At 63.7% G+C, this 18,841-nt stretch carries 13 protein-coding genes; 5 read left to right on the top strand and 8 right to left on the bottom strand.

Going from position 1 to position 18,841, the window contains the following annotated elements; translation table 11 throughout:
* Positions 1 to 7: 7 nt before the first annotated feature.
* Together ACPQ6D_RS19890 and ACPQ6D_RS19885 are read right to left on the bottom strand one after the other, a co-directional pair.
* Positions 8 to 1,093, bottom strand: a complete 1,086-nt coding sequence (locus ACPQ6D_RS19890; protein ID WP_423226101.1) for a hypothetical protein — start codon at positions 1,091 to 1,093, stop codon at positions 8 to 10.
* 39 nt (positions 1,094 to 1,132) lie between these two features.
* Positions 1,133 to 3,598: an ATP-binding cassette domain-containing protein gene (locus tag ACPQ6D_RS19885; protein WP_423226100.1), complete on the bottom strand. Its 2,466-nt coding sequence runs from the start codon at positions 3,596 to 3,598 to the stop codon at positions 1,133 to 1,135.
* A 359-nt stretch (positions 3,599 to 3,957) separates the two neighbouring features.
* Between ACPQ6D_RS19885 and ACPQ6D_RS19880 the strand changes: the two genes are divergently transcribed.
* Positions 3,958 to 5,985 carry a tyrosine-type recombinase/integrase gene (locus tag ACPQ6D_RS19880; RefSeq protein WP_423226099.1) on the top strand — a complete coding sequence of 676 codons (2,028 nt, stop codon included), beginning with the start codon at positions 3,958 to 3,960 and terminating at the stop codon, positions 5,983 to 5,985.
* A 241-nt stretch (positions 5,986 to 6,226) separates the two neighbouring features.
* Here ACPQ6D_RS19880 and ACPQ6D_RS19875 read toward each other — a convergent pair whose 3' ends face one another.
* The 6 genes from ACPQ6D_RS19875 to ACPQ6D_RS19850 all read right to left on the bottom strand — a co-directional run bounded on the left by ACPQ6D_RS19875 (position 6,227) and on the right by ACPQ6D_RS19850 (position 13,457).
* Positions 6,227 to 7,723 (bottom strand): carboxypeptidase M32, encoded by a 1,497-nt coding sequence (locus tag ACPQ6D_RS19875; RefSeq protein WP_423226098.1) that lies wholly within the window; start codon positions 7,721 to 7,723, stop codon positions 6,227 to 6,229.
* Positions 7,724 to 7,972: 249 nt separating this feature from the next.
* Positions 7,973 to 9,937 carry an ABC transporter ATP-binding protein gene (locus ACPQ6D_RS19870; RefSeq protein WP_423226097.1) on the bottom strand — a complete coding sequence of 655 codons (1,965 nt, stop codon included), beginning with the start codon at positions 9,935 to 9,937 and terminating at the stop codon, positions 7,973 to 7,975.
* Positions 9,938 to 10,104: 167 nt separating this feature from the next.
* Positions 10,105 to 10,281 carry a hypothetical protein gene (locus ACPQ6D_RS19865; protein WP_423226096.1) on the bottom strand — a complete coding sequence of 59 codons (177 nt, stop codon included), beginning with the start codon at positions 10,279 to 10,281 and terminating at the stop codon, positions 10,105 to 10,107.
* Positions 10,282 to 10,504: 223 nt separating this feature from the next.
* On the bottom strand, positions 10,505 to 11,407 hold the full coding sequence (locus ACPQ6D_RS19860) for a WD40/YVTN/BNR-like repeat-containing protein (protein WP_423226095.1): 903 nt from the start codon (positions 11,405 to 11,407) through the stop codon (positions 10,505 to 10,507).
* A gap of 16 nt (positions 11,408 to 11,423) precedes the next feature.
* The gene (locus ACPQ6D_RS19855; RefSeq protein WP_423226094.1) at positions 11,424 to 12,185 is read right to left on the bottom strand and encodes an SDR family NAD(P)-dependent oxidoreductase; all 762 of its coding nucleotides are present in this window, start codon (positions 12,183 to 12,185) and stop codon (positions 11,424 to 11,426) included.
* A gap of 21 nt (positions 12,186 to 12,206) precedes the next feature.
* Positions 12,207 to 13,457: an aminotransferase class I/II-fold pyridoxal phosphate-dependent enzyme gene (locus ACPQ6D_RS19850; RefSeq protein WP_423226093.1), complete on the bottom strand. Its 1,251-nt coding sequence runs from the start codon at positions 13,455 to 13,457 to the stop codon at positions 12,207 to 12,209.
* Between the two features lie 265 nt (positions 13,458 to 13,722).
* Between ACPQ6D_RS19850 and ACPQ6D_RS19845 the strand changes: the two genes are divergently transcribed.
* The 4 genes from ACPQ6D_RS19845 to galT form a co-directional block, all read left to right on the top strand.
* Positions 13,723 to 15,177: a hypothetical protein gene (locus ACPQ6D_RS19845; protein WP_423226092.1), complete on the top strand. Its 1,455-nt coding sequence runs from the start codon at positions 13,723 to 13,725 to the stop codon at positions 15,175 to 15,177.
* Between the two features lie 221 nt (positions 15,178 to 15,398).
* Complete coding sequence (locus ACPQ6D_RS19840; RefSeq protein WP_423226091.1) at positions 15,399 to 15,734, top strand: extracellular solute-binding protein; 336 nt, start codon at positions 15,399 to 15,401, stop codon at positions 15,732 to 15,734.
* An 85-nt stretch (positions 15,735 to 15,819) separates the two neighbouring features.
* On the top strand, positions 15,820 to 18,057 hold the full coding sequence (locus ACPQ6D_RS19835; RefSeq protein WP_423226090.1) for an alpha-galactosidase: 2,238 nt from the start codon (positions 15,820 to 15,822) through the stop codon (positions 18,055 to 18,057).
* Between the two features lie 4 nt (positions 18,058 to 18,061).
* Positions 18,062 to 18,841 (top strand): galactose-1-phosphate uridylyltransferase (gene galT, locus ACPQ6D_RS19830; RefSeq protein ID WP_423226089.1); only part of this gene is annotated, 780 nt, incomplete at its 3' end.

Raw genomic sequence — 18,841 nt, 5'->3', positions numbered from 1 at the left:
CCCGCGTTCATTTGGGCGGGAATGTCTTGGAGCCTAACAGCTTGCCGGTGCGGTCAAAACTGGCGGTGTAGGTCCAGCCCTGGTAGACCAGGCCGATCGTCGCGCAGAACTGGCCCGCGTGATCGGTCGCGCTGTACCAGGTCCAGTCCGCGGAGGCGCCGGGTGCGATGGCGGGGATGCTGTTGGGATCAATGCCGTTCTCCCAGCCGTCGGCCTTGGAGTAGAAGCTCGCCAGGTACCAGCCGTCCTCGGAGCCGTCGCCGTTGACAATCTGGATGCCAGGTCGGTATTCGGGCCAGCGCGCCGCGCGCTTGGATTTATTGACATAGATCATGCGCGTTTGACACCAACGGCTGTCGCCGGCGCGGCCTTCGTAGGACATGTCCGTCCACGTGATCTGCAGCGGCGAGGCGGCTGCCGACGTCGCCGGCGCTTTGGTCGGCGTGGGCTTGGGCGCTGTGGACTTGGCGGGTGTGGGCGTCGCCGCGGCCGTATCGCCGGAACCGCCCACGCTGGCGCCGCCGACCAGGCCGCTGATGCCTGCGCCGTTGGTCTTCATGCTGTCGGGAATGGGGCACTCCCCGGGCGCGCCCGGCTTGCCGGTGGAACTGGCGATGCCGAAGACGCCTTGGGCAATCGGCGTCCATTTGCCGGCGTCATCTTGCAGGAACATCGTCACCAGGAAGACACGGCCGCCTACATCCTGGTTGAATGAAATCGAGGCATGGGGCAGGGTGTTGGGCGCCAGCACCGCGCGCGCCGTCGCCACGGGATCTTCTTGCACGGCGCCGTCCACGGCCTCCTGCCAGATCACCACCACGGGCATTTCCTGTTTGACCGTGGCGGGCAGGTAGCTGTGCACGGTGCGCGTGCCAGTGCGAAAGATGGGCGGGTAGGAAGGGCACTGGCCCGGCAGGTCGTTTTTCCATTCGTAGCTGCTGTACAGCGTCAGCAGTTGATCGTCCTGCGCGAGTCCGGCCTGGCTGGGGCCAAACTGGTCAACGGGCAGGGGCGCCGCGGCCACGAGTAAGGGCCACAGCAACAACACGATGGTGAGCAGTCCCACGCGTCGCCAACGATGAGTAGACATCATGACACATACCTCCTTCGGAATTAGGAATTGAACAATTCATCAGCGCGCATCCTGCCGTTTGAGTGCGACCACGGTCAGCGCGATGCAGATGACGGTCAGCGCCAGTAGAATGCCCAGGTTCTGGCGGAGATAGGCCGCGGAATGGTCGAACGGGAAAACCAGCGCCTCCACGGGCATGACGTAGCTGGCAATGCGGCGCAGCTCCGGCAGGTTGATCGTCGCGCCCATGGCTTCGATGCCCCAACGGCTGAAGGTCAACCAGGAAACGAAGCGCGCGCTGCCCTGCAGTTTGAAGACGACGCCGGCGAAAACGATCTGCGGGATCAGGAAGATCGGCATCAGGCTCATCACCCGGTCCTCGCGGCCCACCGCGGCCGACAGCAGCAGCCCCAGGCAGGTGGAGGCAAAGGTGACGAGGAGCACCGCGCCGAAGATCTCGACGACGCCAGGCAGGCCGCTGGCGCCCACGGCTGGGAATTGGCCGCGCAGGTGCACGATGGCAACCAACAGCGCGGACTGGATGATGCTCAGCGCGAGGAGGACGATCAGCTTGGAGGCGACGTAGGCCGCCACGCCCAGGTTGACGAAGCGCTCGCGGCGGTAAATCGGCAGCTCTTTGACGATTTCGCGCACCGCGTTGATCAACCCAAACCACGCCGCGATACAGGCCAGCACGAAAAGAATCTTCTGCATCTCGCCCAGGTCGGTCACTTCCACATTCAAGCCCTGGTTGAACAGCCCCGGTTTCATCACCAGGAAAAGGAGCAGCGCGATCAGCGGCGCCTGCAGCAGCAGGAAGAGCAGGTTGCGCTGGTCGCGCAGCAGAATGGTGACATAACGCTGCACCAGGATGGCGGTCTGGCGCGCAAAGGTCGCCAGGGAGGCGCGCAGCCGCGACCATGGCGGCGTGGCGCTGACCGCGTTCTTCGTCGCGGGGATGGGCGCGCCCGCGGCTTGCGGCCTGGCATAACCGCAGTTGGCGCAGATCATCTCTTCTGGCGCCAGCGGCGCAGAGCAGCGCGGGCAGGTGTTCGCCAGGCGGCGCTCAATGTAGGCTTCGTAGAAGCTCGACTCCTGGAAGGCTTGCAGCCAGCGCTCCGGCTCCAGTTCCACGAGGTGATAGATTTCGGCGAAGTCGCGCACGCCGAAGAAAGTCAGCGCCGCGGCCGGCGGGCCGTAGAAAACCAGGCGGCCGCGCTCGGCCAGGAAGGCGACCAGGTCACAGTCCTGGATATTGTCGGTGGCGTGCGTCACCAGGATGACGGTGGTGCCCCCATTGGCCACCTGGCGCAGGGTGAACATCATCTTCTTGTCCAGGCCCGGATCCAGGCCAGAGGTCGGTTCGTCCAGGAAGAGGATGCCGGGCGCGGCGATCAACTCCACGGCCAGGCTGACGCGCTTGCGCTGGCCGCCGCTGAGCTGGCGCACGAGCACGCTGCGGCGGTTGCTCATCGCCACCTGCTGCAGCACGGTCTCAACCCGCCTTTCGATCTCGGCCTGCGCCGTGTCGGGCGGCAGGCGCAGGCGGGCGACGAAGCGCAGCGCCTCCTCCACGGTCAGCTCCCGGTGGATGATGTCATCCTGGGGGACGTAGCCGATGCTCTGGCGGTAGGCGTCGAAATGATGGTAGAGGTCGTCGCCATTGATGAGGACGCGGCCGTCCACCGGTCGGAATGCGTTCAGCGCATCGAGCAGCGTAGATTTGCCGGTGCCGCTGCCGCCGACGATGGCAATGAACTCGCGCGGATGAATCACCAACGAGACGTTGCTGAGCAGCAGCTTGAAGCCGCTGTCGCCGGCGCTTGTTTTGGCTGCGGGCGCCTGCTTGCGCAGGCTCATGCCGTCCAGGCGGATGCCGGCGCGGCGCAGGTCAACCACGGCCAGGGACTGGCCGTCGTAGCGCAGCTGCACGGAGCCGATCAGGATGCTGTCTTCAGCTTGCAGCGCGTGCTGCGACACGCGCTGACCGTTGACGAAGGTGCCGCTGGCGCTGCGCAGATCGCGCAGGACGTGCGTCTGCCCCACGGGCGTCACCGTGGCATGAAACGCGGAAGCGGTCGGATCGCTGATCACCAGGTCGTTGCGCGGGTCACGACCGATGCTGATCTCCTGCGCCAGGGACACCTGGCTGCGCTGGCCGGGGGCGGCGGCGGCGGCGTCGAAGTAGAGCAGGGAGACGAAATCTTCGGCTGCGCCGGGGATGCGCACGATCTCGCCGTTGTCGAGCTTCTCGTCCTCGACGCGCTGCCCCCGGCAGCTCAGGCCGTTGGCGCTGCGCACCCACTGCCCATCCCGTTCCTGCCCATCGAGCAGGTGATAGCCGTCGGCCTCCAGCCGCAGGGTGGCGTGATAGGGCGACACCGCCGGCGCGTCAATCACGATGTCATTGCCTTCGGGGTCGCGTCCCAGGCGCAGGAGGGTGGCCTTGAGGGGCGCCGTCAGTTGGTGACCAGGCCAGGCGATAATCAACTGCTGATCGCTGCGCGGAACGTTAAGGTCTGGCATTGCGTCTTTTCACCTTTCTCAAATCGTGTTTGAGTTGCAGATTCGGCAGCAAACGTCAGTATATGGAATGATCGTGAAAAGATCGTTAATTGAACGCGGTTTCAGAGTACTTGGTTTGGTGCGCCCCAGGGCAAGTTGAAAAGCCTTAACGCAAAGTCGCAAAGCCGCTGGGCCGCAAAGGGCAGCCGTGTGGCATTTGTTATTTCAGCGTAACTATTCAGGCGGCGCGCCGTGGCAAGCGAGCGATTGAAATCGCGCCTGATGGGCGTTCCGCCAGGCGTCCACCTGCGTTATGCTGAGTTTGACTTTACCAGGAAAGTGAACTATACTCCTGGTACTCGCGAACGAGAGGTCAACTCATGGACGAACCAGATCGCCTGCAGCAGTTTTCAAATTACTTGGAGCGGCGCGCCCCCGGTCGCCGCACAACGATACTCTATGTCAGCGATGTCCGCCAGTTCTCGGCTGTGATTAGCAAGCAATGGCGGGAGATTACGATGCAGGACATTGATACGTTTGTTGATCAACAACGGCAAGCCGGACTGAGTCCGGCGACGGTCAAGCGCCGGGTCGCCGCGCTGCGGGTCTTCTTCGACTTTCTGGCCGAGGAGACCGGTGACTTGCAGTGGGCCAACCCGGTACGCTTCAAGCGGCATGCTGGCAAACAACCGCGGCGCTTACCGCGGGATCTGAAGAACGATGCCGTGGCCCAGGTGTGGGCGGCGATCAGCAACGCCCGCGACCGCGCCTGGTTCGTTTTGTTATGGCGCGCCGGGTTGCGCGTCGGGGAATTGGTGAGCTTGCAGCTGGCGGACGTGCTATCTGCGCCGACGGACGAGCAACCGGCGCGGCTGCGAGTCATGGGCAAGGGTCAGAAAGAGCGCATCGTGCTCCTGACCGCCGATGGATACAGTGTGCTCAGTGCCTGGTTAGCCCAACGGCCGACCAGCGCCTGTACCAACATCTTTCTTAACGACCGCGGCCAACCGCTGAGCGTCAGTGGCATCGAGTGGCTGTTGCACCGCTATGGGCAGGAGGCAGGTGTGTCGTTGACGCCCCACCAGTTGCGCCACACCTTCGCCCGCCAGGTCACCGAAGCAGGCATGCCGATCACCAGTCTGGGCAAGCTGTTAGGTCATGCGCAAGTGACCACCACACAGATTTACACGGCGGGGGCCGATCCCCAACTGGCGGAGGCCTATCAGCAGGCCATGTCCCGTGTGCCGTCGGCCGCTCCTGCGCCGAATCTGGTCGCCTCCGAGTCGAACCCGACCGCCTCTGAGCCCGTGGGTCTAGTGATGGACCCGACGATTCCCCCGTTCGTCTCACCCCCACTGCCCGATTGGGCTGCCTGGGGTCCCCACTTGCCGCCGGACGTGCGTCAAGCCAGCCTGGACTTCGTGCGCAGCCGGCTGTCAGACTGGAAACCGCAACGCCAGCGAGGCCGTGCGCTCCATGTGCTCGGCGAACTCCGTCGCTTCTGGGATTGGTTGGCTCAGCGCCACCCCGACTTCAGCTTGGCCGATGTGCAGTTGAGCGACCTGCTCACCTATCGTAGCGAGCGCATCGCCCATGGCCGCGTCGCCAACACTCCGGACTCGACATTATCCTATGTCGTATCTCTGCTCCACCACCAGGCCGACCGGGGTCAGACCATTGACGCCAGTGTCTTTCGTCTACACCCACTCCCCCGACCCGATAGCCTGCCCCGGCATCTGAGTGACACTGAAAACCAGCGTCTGGAGCAGCTCGTTAGCCAACACCTCGCGACGGACGAGGTCGCCAATCGTCTGGCAAACGCCTGCTTCTTTGTCCTGGCCCACAGCGGCCTGCGTGCCAGCGAGTGCATCGAACTGCAATTCCAGGACTGCGACCTGTCAGGCCGACGCTTGCTGATCCGCCAGGGCAAGGGCCTGCGCGACCGCATCGCCTATCTCAGTGACACCGCTTGTATCGCCATCCAGCGCTATCTCGGCGGTCGCTCCCGCCTGCCCACGGCGCCTTTCTTTACTCACCCCGATGGTCGCCCCATCTCCTACCAATGGCTGCGCACCTCTATCGGCAAGCTCGGCGATCTCGCACAGGTGCCAGGTGTGACCCCTCATCGTTTGCGCCACACCCTGGCCACGCGTTTGCTCAACACCGGCCTGGACATCACCCACATCCAGAAGTTGTTAGGCCACCAACATCTGGATACGACCATGATCTACGCCCGTGTGCTGGACACCACCCTCGAAGCGCAGTATCGGCGCGCAATGGCACAGACCGAACAACAGCTACCCCCTTTGTCCAAAACTTCGCTGGCCGACGCCCCCGCTCTGAGTCGTCAGATTGTCCCCAGTCAATCGTCGCCAACTCAGAATAACCAATTTGACAACTCAGTATAACCTGAGTGGACGCGGCGCCGGTCGGCTCCGGCCGACCTGGCGGCGGCACGCCCTTGCGGCCCGAATTCATTCGGCGGCTGCAGTCGGCGCAGGATGCCTGAATAGTTACATTTCAGCTATGATCTTAACGCAAAGTCGCAAAGCCGCTGGGCCGCAAAGAGGCCTGAATAGCCTCTCTGCGGCATTGCACCCTGGCGTCTTTGCGTTAAAGATGCTTGTCCTCGCGGCAGAAAGCTGGCGGCTAGAGGTTGGTGAATTTGTTGGTCAGATAACGCATGAACGGGCCGGCGTCGAGCGCAGCGCCGGTGGCGCGCTGCAGCAGCTCGTTGGCGGTGAACTTGCGGCCGTGCACATGGATATGGCTGCGCAGCCAGCCCAGCAGATGGCTGAAATCACCGGCCTCGATATCATTCACCAGGCCGGGGAATTGGCGCTGCGCGGCGTCGAAGAATGCGGCCGCCATCAGATTGCCGAGGGTGTACGTGGGGAAGTAACCAATGAGCGCCTGCGACCAGTGAACGTCCTGCAGGACGCCCACGGCGTCGTTCGGCGGCGTGATGCCCAGGTACGCCTCCATGCGTTCATTCCAGAGCGCGGGCAGATCGGCCACGCGCAGGCTGCCGTTGAGCAGGCCAGTCTCCAGCTCGAAGCGCAGCATGATGTGCAGGTTGTAGGTCACCTCATCGGCCTCGATGCGGATGAACGACGGCTGCACGCGGTTGACGATCCGGTAGAAGGCATCGAGGCTCACATCGCCCAGGGCGTCGGGGAAGGCAGCCTGCACTTGCGGGTAGAAGAAGTTCCAGAAGGGGCGGCTGCGGCCCACCAGGTTTTCCCACAGGCGGGATTGGGACTCGTGAACGCCGAGCGAGGCGCCCTGTCCGAGCGGTGAACGCCCCAGCGCGGGGCTGACGCCTTGCTCATAGAGCGCATGGCCGGTTTCGTGCAGCGCGCTGAAGAGGAAATAGGCCAGGTTGTCCTCGACGATGCGCGAGGTGATGCGCACATCGTCCATGCTGAAGCTGGTGCAAAACGGGTGCGGTGCGGCATCGTGACGCCCACGCGTGAAATCGTAGCCGAAACGCCGCATCAGGTCGTAGACCAGCGTGCGCTGGCGCTCCACATCGTAGTGACGGTGCAGCACGCTGTCATCCACAGGCGTGCGCGAGGCCATGATCGCACGCAGCAGATTGGTGATCTGCGGCCGCAGGTCGCCGAAGATCGCGGTCACCTGGCTGGTCTTCATCCCCGGCTCGTACACATCGAGCAGCGCATCGTACGGGTGCTCGTCGAACCCCAGGTAATCCGCGCGCTGCCGCGCCAGGGCGACCATGCGCTCCAGGTTCGCTTCGAAGAGCTTGAAATCCGCGGCGGACTTGGCGCGCACCCAGGCGTTGTGCCCCAGCGCCGTTGCTTCGGCCATCTCGGCCACAAAACTAGCCGGAATCTTGACCGCCAACGCGTAATCGCGCTGCGTCACCTGCAGCAGGCGGGCCTCGTCGCTGTCGGCGGGCAGGTCCGCGGCCGCGGTTTGCAGGTCTGCCAGCAGGCGGCCCGTTTCCTCGGCCACGAAAATCTCATGCGCCAGCCGGTGCAGCGTCCCCAGCTGGCGCGCCCGCGCGGCGTCGGCCGCGGGCGGCATGTAGGTCTGCTGATCCCAATCCAGCACTGCGGCTGCCCGCTCCAGGTCATCCACCTGCGCCAGGCGGACGCGCAGTTGTTGCAGTTGTTCTTCCATAAGACAAATCCTCTCTTCAGTTATTCTCAGATCAGTGTTTCAGAGAGATGGAGAGGACGCAGATGAACGCAGGCTGCGCACGCAGATTGAGCTGTTTTGTTGGACAGCAGATACGGCCCCTGCGACGTTTGCCGCCGCTGGCGCTGCGCTGGAGTCCTTCTCTAGTCTACTCTGCGTTTTTCAGCGTGTATCTGCGTCCTACTCCGGAACCTCGTGAACGGTTGCGCCTGTGCACAGGCGAACGTCGGGTCAGGCCGGCTCTTGCCTGAATTGGGTTTCGTACAGGCTGGCATAGAGGCCGTTCTGCGCCAGCAGTTCCTGGTGCGTGCCCTGTTCCACCAGGCGTCCCTGGTTCATGACCAGGATTAGATCCGCAGCCAAAATCGTGCTCAAGCGATGGGCAATGACCAGGCTGGTGCGGCCTCGCATCAGCGGCTGCAGCGCCTCCTGGATCAGCGCCTCGGAATGGGAATCGAGGTGACTCGTTGCCTCGTCCAGGATGAGCACGGTGGGATTCTTGAGCAGAACCCGCGCCATGGCCAGGCGCTGCTTCTCGCCGCCGCTGAAACGGTAGCCGCGCTCGCCGACGATGGTGTCGTAGCCATCCTTGAGGCTGAGGATGAAATCGTGGATGTTGGCCGCACGGCAGGCGGCTTCCAGTTCGGCCTGGGTGGCCTGCGGCCGCGCGTAAAGCAGGTTGGTGCGCACGGTGTCATGGAAAAGGTACGACTCCTGCGTCACCATGCCGATTGTCTGTGCCAGGGTTGCGCCGCTGAGGTCGCGCAGGTCATAGCCATCCAGGGTGATCTGTCCGGCCGTGCAGTCATACAAGCGCGGCAGCAGGTAGGTGATGGTGGTTTTGCCTGCGCCGGACGGGCCGACCAGGGCTACGAGCTGGCCCGGTTTGACCTCGAAGCTGATGTCGTCCAGCGCAAGGAGGCGAGGCGCCAGGACGGGACTGCGCGCGGGCGCGTCTGCCGGGCCGCTTTCTGCGCTTTCCCCATCGCCGTTGCGGCCGTTCACGGGCGCGGCTGGCAAAGCCGTTGGCCCTGGACCCGCAGCGGACGCCTGGGCTGCGGGCGCTGCGCTGCCTGGCAGGCCGGCTGCGCCGTAGCTGAACGAGACGTGCTCGAAACGCACGTGGCCGCGCACCTCCGGCAGTGTGATGGCCCCGGGGCGGTCGGCAATTTCCACGGGCAAATCGAGGTATTCGAAGACGCGTTCAAAGCTGACCATCGCCGTCTCGAATTCGACGCGCACATTCGCCAGGGAGGAGATGGGGCCATAGAGCTGGCCCAGGTAGTTGACGAAGGCGACGATCGTGCCTACTGTGAATGCGCCTTGCAACACGAGGCGGCCGCCCCACCAGAAAACGAGCGCGGTGCCAATCGAGCCGACGATGCCGAGGCCCAGGAAGAACCAGCGGCCGATCAGCGCGCGCCGCACGCCGATGGCGCGCACATTGGCATTGATCTGGCCGAAGCGCTGCACTTCGTCGGCCTGGCGGCCAAAGAGCTTGACCAGCAAAGCGCCGTTGACGTTGAGCGTCTCGTTCATCAGGGTGTTCATGTTGGCGTTGTATTCCATCGCCCGCCGCGCAATGTCGCGCAGGATAACGCCGACGCGCCGCGTGGGCAAAAGAAAGAGCGGGAAGATGGCAATTGCCAGGATGGTCAGGCGCCACTCCAACGAGATCATGATGATGAGGGTGGAAATGAGGCCGATGACATTGGTCACGATATTGACCAGCGTGCCGGTGACGGCGTTCTGCGCGCCAACCACGTCATTGTTGAGGCGCGACATCAGCTCGCCGGTCTTGGTATTGGTGAAAAAGCGCAGCGATTGGCGCTGCATGTGGGCGTAAAGTTCCTGGCGTAGATCAAAGATGATGCCTTCGCCCACGCTGGCGCTGAGGAACCGCTGCCATACGCTGATCAGCCCGCTGACAATGGGGATGGCGATCATGCCGACGGCCAGCCAGTTCAGGCGCGTCATGTCGCGATTGGGGATGGCGTTGTCAATCAGATCGCGGTAGAGCAGCGGCGGCGCCAGCCCCAGGGCCGACGTGATGGCGATAGTGACCAACATCAACGAAGCGCTGACCCAGTACGGCCGCGCGTAATGCGCGACGCGGCGCAGCAAACCGGGCGTGATCTTCGCTTTGCCTTTGGTCTCGTCGTACTGTAGAAACGCCCACCAATTCCCGTGCGCCATCGTCACTTATTCCTTGTTACACGCTCGTGGCTCGGTCGAGTGGCGGTTTTGCATCTTGCGCCGCCGATGACCGTTCTGAGTTGACGTACGACTGCCACACCGGAGGTGTGACCTACGCCAGGCGCTCACGCGCTGAACGGGATCTGCCAATCTTCAATCTTCGATCTTCAATTCCTTCGTATCACCAGGCTGGTCAGCAGAGCAAGCAACAACAGGCTGCCGCAGCCGAGGCTGGCAAGCGGACTTCTGGTGCGCGTTTTCTTGACCACGGCAAAGCGTTGACCACAGGTTGGGCAGCGCTCGCTGCCATCGGGCACCGGCTGCCCGCAGTTGTAACATTCCATAAAAGCCTCGACAAGAACCTTCGAAGGGTTTTTGTAACTATTCAGGCATCCTGCGCCGACTGCAGCCGCCGAATGAATTCGGGCCGCAAGGGCGTGCCGCCGCCAGGTCGGCCGGAGCCGACCGGCGCCGCGTCCACTCAGGTGGACGCCTGGCGGAACGCCCATCAGGCGCGATTTCAATCGCTGCCTTGCCACGGCGCGCCGCCTGAATAGTTACGGGTTTTTACTCGTTGACGTCAATCGCAGCCACGGGCGGGAGTTCGTCGCTGAGCATGGACCAATCCAGGCGGCCAGCCAGTCCCGTCTGCGACGCCAGCCAGAGATTACCTGTGTCGGTAATGCCAAAAATCAGCGTGGGGGTTAGCCTGACCTGGCGCAGATCAGGCGGCGCGTCGCCGGCCGCAGGGAACCAGGTGCGGCCGTCATCGTGACTGCTGATCAGAGATGTAGACGCGGATGCGGCCTGAAGCAGACCGGCGCAGTGCACTGCGGAGCGTGCAGCCACCGCGCTGACCGCGCAAGCTGCCTGGGGATGAACCAGCATCCAACTCTCTTCATCATCCGCGCGACGGAACAAGCCGCTATCGCCCGCGGCGAGAGTCACGCCGGGCGCAGCAGTCACCTGGTGGAGGATGCCGCCAGGCGCATCGCTGGACTGCCAGCTGTGGCCGCCATCGCGTGAGCTTTGCAGCGCGCCGCCCGCATCAATGACGAAAAGCCGGCCGGCCTGGTTGGGGTCAGCGACGACCTGCAGCGGCCTGACCGGCGCGGGCGCCGGGGGCAGGTTGGTCAGCGGCTCCCAGGTTTCGCCGCCATCCACACTGCGATAGAGCGTCGGCGGCAGCGTGGCGGCATAGACCACACGGCGATCGGCCGCGTCGAATGCGATGCTGACTACGTACGGGCTTTCCAGGCCGCGGCTCATGGGGCGCCAACTGCCGCCGCCGTTGACGCTGCGAAAGATGCCGTGCCCATCCGCGCCGGCAAAGATCACGTCCGCCTGATGGGGGCTGACGGCCACGGTCAAGAACGCGCGGCCGTGCAACTGCGTATGGCGCACCGCCCATGCGGCGTCATTTCCGTGCAGCGTCCACACGCCGTCGGCGGTGGCTGCGACCAATCGCATAAGATTCATCCGTTCCTCAGGCCATCAATTTTCCGCCATCCACGTGAATGGCCTGGCCAATGATATAGGCGGCCGCATCCGATGCCAGAAACAGGACCAGCGGCGTCACGTCGGCCACTTCACCCAGGCGGCGCGCCGGGATTTCGGTCAGCCAGCGCGCCATCTGCTGTTCGTTGTGGCGCAGATGCTCCGTCATCGGTGTCACGATCACGCCAGGGCAGACTGCGTTGACCCGCACACCATAGGCGGCAAACTCACGCGCGGCCTCCTTGGTAAAACCGACCTGCCCGGCCTTGCTGGCTGCGTAGCCCGCGCGCAGGAAGAGCGGCTGCGCTTTGCCCGCGGTGGAGGCGATGTTGACAATGGCGCCGCGGCCCTGCGCCTGCATGACGCGGCCCACCGCCTGGGTGCATAAGAAAGTGCCCTTCAGGTTGGTGTCCAGGGCCAAGTCCCAATCGGTCTCGCTCATCTCCAGGATCGAAGCCACCGGCTCCACGCCGGCATTATTGACGAGGATGTCAATGCGTCCCCAGCGTGCGACGGCCGCAGCCGCCAGCGCCTCGACCGCGGCCCGGTCGCGCACATCGGCTGTGACCGCCAGCGCATCCCCGCCTGTGGCCTGCACCTCCGCGGCCACCGCCTGGGCCAGCCGCGAATCGAGGTCATTGACCAGGACTGCGGCGCCGGCCGCGGCAAACGCCAGCGCCAGGCCGCGACCAATCCCCTGCCCAGCGCCGGTGATGAGGGCTACCTGCCCTGTAAAGTCAAACGTCAGCATAGCCTGGATTCATCCCTTGCGTCAGGCAATGATGCCCAGGCTGCGTCCGGCGCGGGCAAAGGCCGCCAGCGCGTCGTCAATGTCTTCCACGGTATGGGCGGCGGTCACGTTGGCGCGAATACGGCTGGTGCCTTCCGGTACAGCCGGGGGCAGAACGCTGAGCGCGAAGATGCCGTCTTCCTGCAAGAGATGGGTCATCGCCATCGCGCGTTCATCGGTGCCCACGATAACCGGAATGATGGGCGTCACCGTGCGGCCAGTGTTGAAGCCGAGCGCTTTCAGTCCACCCAGAAAATGCTCCACATTGCGCTGCAAGATCGTCTTGCGCTCCACCGCTTCATCTTCCAGCACCTCGAACGCGGCCTTGGCCGCGGCCGCGACCGGCGGCGGCAGCGCGGCGGAAAAAACGAACGCTCGCGCTACGTGCTTGAGGTAGGTGATCAATTCCTGGCTGCCGGCGATGTAGCCGCCAATGGCGGGGATCGTCTTGCTCAGGGTGCCCATTTTGATGTCAATCGCGCCGGGCATGTCGAAGTGCTCTTCGATGCCGCGACCGGTCTTGCCCAGGACGCCCAGGCTGTGCGCTTCATCAATCATCAGGCGCGCGCCGTAGCGCCGGCATACCTCAACCAGGGCCGGCAAGTCCACAATGTCGCCATCCATGCTGAAGACGGCATCCGCCACCACGAGCTTGCTGACGCCGGCCGGCGCCTTGCGCAGCTGGCGGGCCAGGTCGTTCATGTCATTGTGCCGAAAGCGCACAAACTCGGCGCGGCTCAACAGGCAGCCATCTACGATGCTGGCGTGGTTCCACTTGTCGGACAGCACCCAGTCGTTACGGCCCACCAGCGTGGAAATCGTCGCCAGGTTCGTGGCATAGCCGCTGGAATAGGTGATGGCGTCGTCCGTGCCCTTGAAGCGCGCAATGGTTTGCTCCAATTCCTCATGCAGCGTCAGCGTGCCCGCCAAAATGCGCACTCCGTGCGTCCCCGTGCCAAAGCGGTCAATCGCGGCCTTGGCCGCTTCATTGATCCTGGGATGGTTGAGCAAGCCCAGGTAGCTGTAGGAGGCGAACATCAGTTTCCTGCGGCCGCGCACCTCGACATGAGCGCCGTCCAACTCAGCCACGGGCTGCAAGAAATAGTAAACATCGTCTTCATGGCCGCGGCGCACGCGCTCACCCATTTCATCAATGCGCCACTGAATCGTATCTTGCCAGGCAGCAGACGCCATCGGTTGGTCTGCAGCGGCAACGAAAGGTTGTTGCAACATCTAAGTCTCCTGCTTCTCTCCTTTTTTGCCACACGGCGGCATGATCACGACCACAGCAACGGCGTTGGCGCGGGCAATCGCCAACGAACGACTTCTGTGACGAGAAACACAGAATTCAACCTGCGCCCGTGACAAAGGTTAGGGGAAGTGTAGCACAAGGGAATTGCATTTACAAGGTAGACATGTCCCTGCTATAATCTGACCCAAGTCATCCGGCGCGCAGGCGCGCGGCGTGGCTCAATCCAACAGAAACGACTCAAATCCGATGAGACCTAGCTTTGATGCGCTGTTACTCGCCCTGCTTTTGATCGCCCGCGTACGCATTGACACCCTGGCCGACGCCGCGGTGCTGCCGCTGCGCTTCCAGGACGTGGCGCGGCAGCCGTGGCTGGGGCGCCTATTTTCAGCGGAGGTCATGCAAGCCTTCGGCGCTCGCTACGCCGATCCGTTGGCGCTGCTGCTCATCGCGCTCAGTTTCGCGGCCCTGGCGCTCTACCTGATTGTGGATGGCTTGCGCGCGCGCCTGCCCGCAACCCTCACCACGCGGCTCAAATGGCGCTTGCTTATCATCATCGTACTGCTCACGGTCGCAGCGCCTACCTTCAAGCTGATCTTGCTGCGCCAGGGCAGCGGCCCGGCCAGCTACAGTCACGATGGCGGCGTCATCCAAACCGAGGCGACGATCCAGTTCTTCCTGGCCGGGCAAAACCCATATCAGGCCGACTATACCAAAACCCCAATGGCGGAGTGGGGTTTCGATGAATATCGCACGGCCCTCTATCACTACCCCTACCTGCCGTGGACGTTTGTTTTTTCCACGCCCTGGTATCTGCTCAGCCAGGCTGTGCTTGGCTGGTACGATCAGCGCTTCGTCTACCTGGCGCTTTTCCTGCTGATGCTGGCGCTGATTCCTGGGCTGGCGCGGCGCGCTGGTCCAGGCGATCAAACCGCGGCCGGCTCCCCGGCGTTGGCGCTCACCGCGCTGCTGGCGCTCAACCCGATCATGGCGAACGATGTCATCTTTGGGCAAAACGACAGCTTCGTGCTCTTTTGGCTGCTGCTGGCGCTCTGGTTGTGGCGCCGCGCAGTCACGCGTCAGGCGCGGCCGCGGCATGAACTTGCCCTGCTGACGCTGTCTGCGGTGTGTTTCGGTCTGGCCTGCGCCAGCAAACCGACCGCCTGGTTCCTGGCGCCCTTCTACGCCCTGCTGCTCCTGCAGCCGGGCGCCACTGGCCGCGGCGCGGGCTGGCGCGATCAACTGCGCGTGCTGAGTTCGCGCCTGCTGCCGGCGGTCCTGGCCTTCGCAATCCTTGTGTTACCCTACGCCGTATGGGATTTCAACGCGCTGCTGGACGATGTGTGGCGCTGGTCGAACGGCACGGCCGCGCAGGCCTACCAGATCTGGGGCTGGGGCGCCAGCAATTTCGTTCTGGCCCTGGGGCTGGTGCGCAACCGTTTCGCCTACTGGCCGTTCTGGATTCCGCAGCTGCTGCTGGCGGCGCCGGCTCTGGTTTGGCTGCTGCGCCGACAATGGCTGGACAACAGCCTGGCGGGGGCAGCCTGGCGCTACGGCTTATTCCTCTTCCTTTTTCTGTTCGTCTCGCGCTTCCTGAACGAGAATTACCTCGGCTTCGTGCTGGCTTTCTGGGCGCTCGGCTATTTCGGCGCGGACGACGTCAACGACACGGATTGCACGCAGCCGCGGCGTGCGCTACAATAGCGATACTCCATGCGCTTCACTTGAGGAAATGTCATGCCGCCAACTTATCGCATCGGCTCGCAGTTAGCGCCCGAGTCACTTTTCCTGATGTCAGTTCTGTTGATCGCGGCCTCGCTGATGCTGGCCGCATGCGGCGGCAGCGCCGCGCCCACGGCCGCGCCCGCTGACGCTGGCCGCATGCCGCGGCCGAGCCTACCAAGCCCGCGGCGTCTGCCGGCGCAGTGCAACTCAATTACGTGCTGTGGGATTCCGCGCAGCAGCCGATGTACGAAGCATGCGCCGCTGACTTCACCAAGACCCATCCCAACATCACGGTCAAGATCACCCAGTCCGGTTGGGGCGACTACTGGAGCTCCATCCAGACGGGGATGGTTGCCGGCAACGCGCCCGATGTGTTCACCGATCCCCTGTGGAGGATGGTTGTGCGTCGCCTTAGTCCGAGGCGGCGCACAACGCATCTGCCTGGGAATGCCCTTTCATGCGCAAACCCATCTCTCGACGGCTTTGCTTATCTGAATCAGTGCACGTATACTTCATCTAACGGCACTGACCCGTAGGAGAGCCTACACGGTCTGGCTTCGCGAAGCCGCTTCAGCCCTGCTGTGGCAGATACGGCCCTATCAGATGAGAGATTGCCCTATCATGATCCATTTTGATCCAACTACCAACACATTCAACCTTGTCCTGTCCACTAGCTTCTACGCCTTCCGGGTTGATCCCGAAGGGCGGGTATTGCATCTGGCGTGGGGTGTGCGTCCTCACAGCGCCGCGGACACGGTTGTTCTCGCCGGCCCCGGTTTCGAGTCGCTGCCTCAGCCCGATCAGGCGGCTGTGACCCGTCGCTATGAGTTGAGCACCTTCAGCGAAAGCGCGCTGCAAGAAGTGTCACTCAAGGTAAGCTTTCCCTCGCTGCCCCAGCAGATGGCCGCTGGCGAGGCGATGCACCTGCCGATACGCGATGTGCGATTGCGCTATGCCGGCCATGAGATTGTCACCGACTCTTCGTCAGGCTCAGGACGCAGCGCGCAGCCCGGCCTGGCGCCGGCCCACGGCCAGCCGACGCGCGTCCAAACCCCCCGTGAAACGTTGCGCGTGCGCCTGACCGATCCCTCGCAACCGTTTGCGGTCACCTTGTGTTACCGGCTGACCCCGGAGCATGACATCATCGAGCGTTGGTGTGAGGTGGTCAACACGGGGCCTGAACCGCTGCACGTCGAGGCCCTGGCCTTCGCCACCTTGCACTTTCCCAACGGTACGCTGGAACTGACATCGGTCTCCGGGTGGTGGGCGCGGGAGTTTATGACCGCGCGCGAGCGCCTGCCGATGGGTGTGCGCGTCATCGAGCAGCGCGCGGTGCAAACCGGGCACCAAACCAACCCTTTTTTCTTGCTGAATCGCCCCGGCCAAGCCTGGGAGGAAACCGGTCACGTCTACTTTGGCGCGCTGGCTTTCAGCGGCGCCTGGCGCCTGGCCTTCGAGCAGCTCTTTACGCTGGATGTGCGCGCCCATGCTGGCTACAACCCATTTGATTTTGATCTGACGTTGGCGCCGGGCGCTCAGCATGTCACGCCCGCCATCGTCATCGGCGTCTGCCCCGATGGCTGGGGCGGCGCCAGCCGGCGTTTGCACGCGTTCGCCCTGGAACGAGTATTGCCCCGGCCTGCGGATGGTCCGGCCGTACGACCGGTGCTCTACAACAGTTGGGAAGCGACCTTGTTTGATCTGAGTCACGCCGGGCAGATGGCGCTGGCGCGTAAGGCTGCGGCCCTGGGCGTGGAGCTCTTCTGCGTGGATGACGGCTGGTTCGGCGGCCGCCGCTCCGATCGCGCCGGGTTGGGTGATTGGACCGTCAGTCCTGACGTTTTCCCTGACGGTTTGGAGCCGTTGGTCGCCGAAGTGCATCGCCTGGGTATGAAGTTCGGCCTCTGGGTTGAGCCAGAGATGATCAACCCGGATTCGGATCTCTATCGCGCGCATCCCGACTGGGTGTTGCATTTTGCCGGCCGCCCGCGCACTGAATGGCGTTACCAGTTGATACTGGACTTCGGTCGCCCGGAAGTAGTGGACGCCATTTATGCGGCGTTGCGTGAGTTGGTGGCGCGCTACCATCTTGATTTTATCAAGTGGGATATGAACCGTTACACCACCGAGTTGGGGTCGGCTGCCGGTCAGGCCATCTGGCGCGCGCATACGGCCGGCGTGTATGATCTACTGGATCGCCTGCGCTGGAATTTTCCTCACCTGCAAATCGAGAGCTGCGCCAGCGGCGGCGGCCGGGTTGACCTGGGTATGCTCGCGCGCACCGACCAGGTGTGGACCAGTGACAACACGGATGCCATAGACCGCATTCGCATCCAGGAAGGCTACAGCCTGGCCTATCCTGCACGCGCCATGGAAGCCTGGGTTACGCATGCGACCAATCTGCAGACGGACCGCGTCAGCTCGCTGGGGCTGCGCTTCGACGTCTCCATGCGCGGCGGCCTGGGCATCGGATCGAATCTGAACGAACTGGATGATGCCGAGTTGGCCGAGTACGCCAGCTACATCGCGTTCTATAAACGTATTCGCCACGTCGTGCAAGGCGGCCGCCTCTATCGCTTGCAGCGACTTGAAGAATGGGGCGCATCGGTGATAGAATACGTTTTTGCCGATGGACGGGAGGCTGTCTACTCGGCGGCCGTCTTGGATTACCAGCAAGGCTGGGTCCGTCCGCCGTCTCCGTTGCGCGGGCTTGATCCGTCCGCCATGTACACGGTCAGCGACCGGCATGGGGCCGCGGTGCATCGCGCCCGTGGCTTCGACCTGATGACGGTTGGCATCCCAGGCGATGCCTGCGGCAACCCCGGTTATAGCCGGACACTGCATCTAAAGCGAGTTTGACGCCATGCAATCATTCATTCCCACCCAACACGTTCATCGCCGTTTCAACCCACTGACGGGCGAGTGGGTGCTGGTGTCTCCGCACCGCACCCAGCGCCCCTGGCAGGGCCAGGTCGAAAGGCTGCCGCCTGAGACCCGCCCCGCGCACGACCCGACGTGCTACCTGTGCCCCGGCAACGGTCGCGCCGGCGGCGCGCGTAACCCGATGTACGAGAGCACGTTCGTCTTCACGAACGACTTTGCGGCCCTGGTTCCTGACGCGGCCGCCGGCGAGAGCGCTGATCCCCTTTTCCGCGCCGCGCCGACGCCGGGCACCTGCCGCGTGATCTGCTTCTCGCCCCGTCATGACCTGACCCTGCCGGAGATGCCGGTCGAGCACATTCGGGCCGTGGTGGACGTGTGGGCCGCACAAAGCGCTGAGTTGGGACAGACGTATCGCTGGGTGCAGGTGTTCGAGAACAAGGGCGCGATCATGGGCTGTTCCAACCCCCATCCGCACGGGCAAGTGTGGGCGCTGAACGCGCTGCCCAACGAGCCGGCCAAAGAAGATCATCAGCAGCAGCGCTATTTTGCCGAACACGGCCAGCCGCTGCTGTTGGATTATGTGGCGCAGGAGGTGGACAAGGCGGAGCGCGTCGTCGTCGCGAATGAAGACTGGGTGGCGCTGGTCCCCTACTGGGCGGTTTGGCCGTTCGAGATCCTGCTGCTGCCGCGACAGCACGTGCTGCGCCTGCCTGACCTGGGGGCCACGCAGCGTGACGCGCTGGCGGACATCCTCAAGCGT

It is taken from the genome of Candidatus Amarolinea aalborgensis (assembly GCF_900491745.1).
Lineage (GTDB): Bacteria > Chloroflexota > Anaerolineae > SSC4 > Amarolineaceae > Amarolinea > Amarolinea aalborgensis.
Note: the sequence above shows the minus strand (reverse complement) of the source record. Positions and strands in the feature narration are given on the sequence as shown.